The sequence below is a fragment of the Halolamina salina genome (genome assembly GCF_042678005.1).
GTDB classification, from domain to species: Archaea; Halobacteriota; Halobacteria; order Halobacteriales; family Haloferacaceae; genus Halolamina; species Halolamina salina.
The window spans coordinates 16491-20871 of the sequence record NZ_JBHUDH010000134.1 but is presented as its reverse complement, the minus strand read 5'-3'; the positions used below and the strand labels follow the sequence as shown (position 1 = coordinate 20871).

5 protein-coding genes are annotated in these 4381 nt (G+C 71.8%); 4 read left to right on the top strand and 1 reads right to left on the bottom strand.

Features of this window, described 5'->3' with window-relative positions; all coding sequences use genetic code 11:
• Positions 1-166 precede the first annotated feature (166 nt).
• Both ACFR9S_RS11685 and ACFR9S_RS11680 read left to right on the top strand, forming a co-directional pair.
• On the top strand, positions 167-790 hold the full coding sequence (locus ACFR9S_RS11685) for a hypothetical protein (RefSeq protein ID WP_379733006.1): 624 nt from the start codon (positions 167-169) through the stop codon (positions 788-790).
• A 126-nt stretch (positions 791-916) separates the two neighbouring features.
• A complete protein-coding gene (locus ACFR9S_RS11680) occupies positions 917-1750 on the top strand; it encodes a DUF7388 family protein (RefSeq protein ID WP_379818733.1) in 834 nt (277 codons plus the stop codon).
• A 4-nt stretch (positions 1751-1754) separates the two neighbouring features.
• Here the strand turns inward: ACFR9S_RS11680 and ACFR9S_RS11675 are convergent, their stop codons facing one another.
• A complete protein-coding gene (locus ACFR9S_RS11675) occupies positions 1755-2489 on the bottom strand; it encodes a CPBP family intramembrane glutamic endopeptidase (RefSeq protein WP_379818732.1) in 735 nt (244 codons plus the stop codon).
• Positions 2490-2576: 87 nt separating this feature from the next.
• Between ACFR9S_RS11675 and ACFR9S_RS11670 the strand changes: the two genes are divergently transcribed.
• Together ACFR9S_RS11670 and ACFR9S_RS11665 are read left to right on the top strand one after the other, a co-directional pair.
• Positions 2577-3002 (top strand): hypothetical protein, encoded by a 426-nt coding sequence (locus ACFR9S_RS11670; protein WP_379818731.1) that lies wholly within the window; start codon positions 2577-2579, stop codon positions 3000-3002.
• Between the two features lie 54 nt (positions 3003-3056).
• Positions 3057-4235, top strand: a complete 1179-nt coding sequence (locus ACFR9S_RS11665; protein WP_379818730.1) for an MFS transporter — start codon at positions 3057-3059, stop codon at positions 4233-4235.
• Positions 4236-4381 lie beyond the last annotated feature (146 nt).

Sequence of the window (4381 nt, the reverse complement as noted above, 5' to 3'; positions counted from 1 at the left end):
CCACGGGTTCCTCGACGGCGGTCCCGACGAGTAGCGAAGCCGATCACGGTGAGTGACCTGCCGGAACCACCGTGTTCCGGCCACGGAGCCGATGCCGTGGTCGTGTGAGACAAGCCCGGGTTTGTCTCTACGGAGTGTTCAAGCCCTCTCGGCACCTTTCCACACTATGCACACCCGACGGACGTTCCTCGCCGGCGCCTCGCTGCTGACGCTCTCAGGCTGCCTCTCGGCTCCCTCAGTCGAGACGCCGACGACTGGCCTGCCGGGCGGCAACGGCTCCGCGGGCGGAACGCGACCCGAGGGCACGGGCGGCCCAGCGGTCACACTCGCGAGCGTCGACGACAGGCCCGACCTCCCGCTCGGCGTCGAGGTGACGGTCACCGAGCCAGTCGCGACCGAGGATCACCCACCGGGGGTCGCCGTCTCAATCACGAACGAGGGCGAGGAGACGGTCGCGATCGGCGAGGCCCGTGCGGCGGTGTTCGAGTACCAGCACTCCGACGACGGCTACCTCGCCCTGCTGCCCGCCGACGGGGAGTACGCCGCCGAACCCGGCTGCTGGCGGCTGACAGAGGACGTGGGGACCACCGAGGAGTACCGGACGGTCACGCTCGAACCCGGGGCGAGCCACGCGTCCGACCTCGAACTGTACGCCGCCGGCGTCGAGGACGACGCCTGCCTCCCGGTCGGCGAACACCGCTTCGAGACGACGATCACCCGCTACCCAGATCCCGAGAACCTCGACGCCGGCGAGGGGGTCGACTGGGGGTTCTCGGTGCTGCTGGAGTGACGACACCCTTATCCCCGTGACCACGGTACGGAGGAGTGCATGGCCGCACAGGCGATGGATCGCGTTCCGCGATTCTAAATCCGCGCAGTTCTCGTACAGCTACCGCACCACCGACGAGCGCCAGCTATGACTACACCCGACACCACACAGCCCGACAGCACCGCGCAGCGAACCACCGAGAACAGTGCCGTCGGGCCGTTCCCGCGTGTCGGCATCGACGCGGTCGCGCTCAAGCCGGCGAAGGTCGACCTCGCCCGCGCCACCGAGCTCGCGGCGTCGACGCTCGTCGTCGACTACGAGGGCCGCGAGGCGTTCCCGGACGCCGACACGCTCCGGGCGCTGGCCGAAACAGCCGAGGTGCGCGTCACCACGCCCGTTCGCGCGGACGGGCTCGACCCGCTGGGCGACGACTCGCTGTCGGAATCGATCCCCGAGGGGGTCGGTCGGGTGCTCGTCGCGGGCAACGGCGCGTACCTCACCGAGGAGGAGGGCCAGCGCGCAGTCGCGCCCCGACTCGGCGAAGCGACCGATCGCTACCCCGACGCTTGGGTCGGCACCGAGGGCGTCGAACGGGTCGCGCTCGCGACCGGCGCGCCCCAGTTCGATCTGCTCTCGCGCTCGACCGAGCGCGACGCCCGCGCGCTGCGGGCCGCCGGCTTCGACGGCGACCTCGCGGTGTACGCGCCCACGGTGTTGAGCGACGACGAGGACGCCATCCTCGACGCCGTCGGCGGGTACGTCTCCCGGCGCGCGCCGGTCCGCCGCGCGCTGCCCGACGAGTACGAGACCGACTCGGCGGCGACCGGCCGCGCCCGCGAGGTGTTGCTGGCCGCGAGCAAGGACTTCGAGATCGTCGGCGACGTGAAGACGGTCCGGGGTCGCGTCGAGGGGCTTCACGGCGCGGGCGTCGACACGGTCGTCGGCTACCCCGCGCGGGGGCTGGACGAACTGCTCGGGTAGCCCCCTACACGATCCCCAGTTCGGCGAACAGCAGCCAGATCACGGCCACGTTGTACAGCCCGTGAACCGCGACCGGCACCAGCAGCGCCGCCGTCCGCTCGTAGAGCCAGCCCAGCACGACGCCGATCACCAGCCAGATCGGGATCGATACCACGCCCGACTCGGGGTTGGCGAGGAGGTTCGGCAGGTGGACAATCGTGAACAGCACTGCACCCCAGCCGATCGCGCCCCGGGCGGAGAACGACTGTCGCAGGTAGCCCTGGATCACGCCGCGGAACAGGTACTCCTCGGCCGGCCCCACGGCGAACAGCATCGCGGGGATCACGAACACGAGTACCGCGACGGAGAGTTCCTCCGGGGTGGTGACGGCGGTCGTTGGGTCGATGCCGAGCAGCGAGCCGACGGCGAACGCGAGCCGGTTGAAGACGACGAGGACGGCCGTGGTGCCGACGATCAGCGCGGCGTCGCGGGCGTCCGGGCTGCCGATCCAGTCGACGACCAGATCGCGGCCGTCGTCGGTCCGCCGGAACGCGTAGCCGACGACGACGAACCCGGCCTCCGACGCCGCGAGCGCCACGCCGACCAGCACCGGCGTCGCCGCGTCGGGGTTCGTCCCCGCGCCGACGAGCGCGCCGCCGAACGTCCCGATCAGCCCCGTGACGCCGCTCACGACCAGCCCCCCGACGGCGAGCGTGAGCGCGATCACGAGCGCGATCGGCGAACTCGGGCCGTCGGTCATATCCGGGGGATCGGTCGGCGGCACAATCAATCCGACGCCGCCCGCGCCCCCGGCGTTTAAGGCTGCACGACCGGAAGGGGCGGTCGGATGGAGGTCCGCGACGCGGTCGAGCGCGACGCGGCGGCGATGGCCGCCTTGAGCGACGCGCCGGAGCCGGTGCTCCGGAACGTGATTCACGAGCGGAGCGTCCGCGTGCTGGTCGAGGCCGGCGACGGGGAGGCAGCCGACGACGCGGCGGCCGACAACGAGTCGACGCTCCGCGGCTTCGTCAGCTTCGACGCCCGCGAGGACGCGGTGTTCGTCACCCAGTTCGGCGGCGACCGGGCGGCCTGTGAGCGCCTGCTCACGGAGCCGCTGCGTTTCGCCCGCGCCGAGGGGCTGCCCGTGGAACTGGTGCTCCGGGAGGGCGACGACGCGATGCGGGCCGCGGCGGAGGCGACCGGCTTCGAGGCTGCCGGCTCGGGCCCGCGGTTCCGCGGCGAGTCCACCCGGGCGTACCGCTACGAGGAGTAGGGGAGAACGGCCGGGACGCCCGCGTTCAAGTGCCCCCCGGCCGAGAGTGTGGCCGTGAACGGAACGCCCGACGAGGAGCACCTGTTCCGTGGCTACTCGGGACGGCTGCTGCTCGTCGTCTCGCTGGGCTGGGCGCTGCTGCAGGCCGGCCGGCTGAGCATCTCGCCGCTGCTGACGAACATCGCGGGGGACCTGCAGGTCTCCAGCGGCGCCGCCGGCTTCGCGGTCACGGTCGTCTGGGGGACGTACGCGATCCTTCAGTACCCGAGCGGCCGGCTCTCGGATCAGCTCTCCCGGACGACGCTGCTCGTCGCGGGGCTCTCACTGGCGGCCGTCGGCTTCCTCACGCTCTCGGCGGCCCCGACATACCTCGCCTTCCTGTTCGGCGCAGTCGTGATCGGTGTCGGCGTCGGCCTCTATCCCACGCCGGCGCGGGGGCTGGTGTCGGACCTGTTCGTCGTCAAGCGGGGCCGGGCGTTCGGCCTCCACACCGCCTCGGGCGACGTGGGCGGGATTCTGGCGGCCGGGATCGGGACGGTCGTGATCGCGGTGGCGACGTGGCGGGCGGCCTTCGCCCCCGTCGCGGTCGCGCTGCTGCTGATCGCGCTGCTGCTGCACGTCTGGAGCGACGAGGGGTACGAACTCGCCTCGATCGACCTCGCGGTCGGCGACACGTTCCGGCGGATTCTGGGCGTCCCGCGACTGCGCTGGCTGCTCGTCGCCTACGCGCTGTACGCGTTCACCTGGCAGGCGGCGACGAGCTTTCTCCCCACGTACCTCCGGGCGAAGGAGCTCTCGCCGGTCGTCGCGAACGCCTCCTTCGCGCTGCTGTTTCTCGTCGGTGCCGCGGTGAAACCGCTGGCCGGCGGGCTGGGCGACCGCGTCCCGCGGGGGCTGCTCGCGCCGGCCGTGCTGGTCGTCGCCGCCGGCTCGCTGCTCGTGCTGGTGAGCGCCTCCACCTCGGCCGTCGCGCTCGCCGCTGTCGCCGCCTTCGCCGCGGGGCTGCTGGCGTACCCGCCGGTGATGCAGGCGTACCTGATGGACTCGTTCCCCGGCGACAGCATGGGCGGCGATCTGGGCGCGATGCGCAGCGTCTACATCGGCATCGGCTCGCTGGGTGCGACGTACGTCGGCGTCGTCGGCCAGTACGTCGACTACGACACGGCGTTCGTCGGGCTGGTGGGCTGTCTGCTGTTGAGTAGTGCGGTGATCGTGCTTCGTGGACGGGAGTAAGTTGGGTTCGTCTTTCTCAGCCGAGGGTGGGACAGCGATCGCGACGGCAACAGCATCTCGATGCTTGACCACTTGCGACCGCAGTGCGCCGGACACAGGGTCCGGCGCAGCACCGAGTCCCCACCCCTCCCCCCGCCGGCGCCGAC

Bases quoted from the DNA above. Each gene is read 5' to 3' on its own strand.
- ACFR9S_RS11685 (WP_379733006.1), top strand. From the start codon at position 167: ATGCACACCCGACGGACGTTCCTCGCCGGCGCCTCGCTGCTGACGCTC.
- ACFR9S_RS11680 (WP_379818733.1), top strand. From the start codon at position 917: ATGACTACACCCGACACCACACAGCCCGACAGCACCGCGCAGCGAACC.
- ACFR9S_RS11675 (WP_379818732.1), bottom strand. From the start codon at position 2,489: ATGACCGACGGCCCGAGTTCGCCGATCGCGCTCGTGATCGCGCTCACG.
- ACFR9S_RS11670 (WP_379818731.1), top strand. From the start codon at position 2,577: ATGGAGGTCCGCGACGCGGTCGAGCGCGACGCGGCGGCGATGGCCGCC.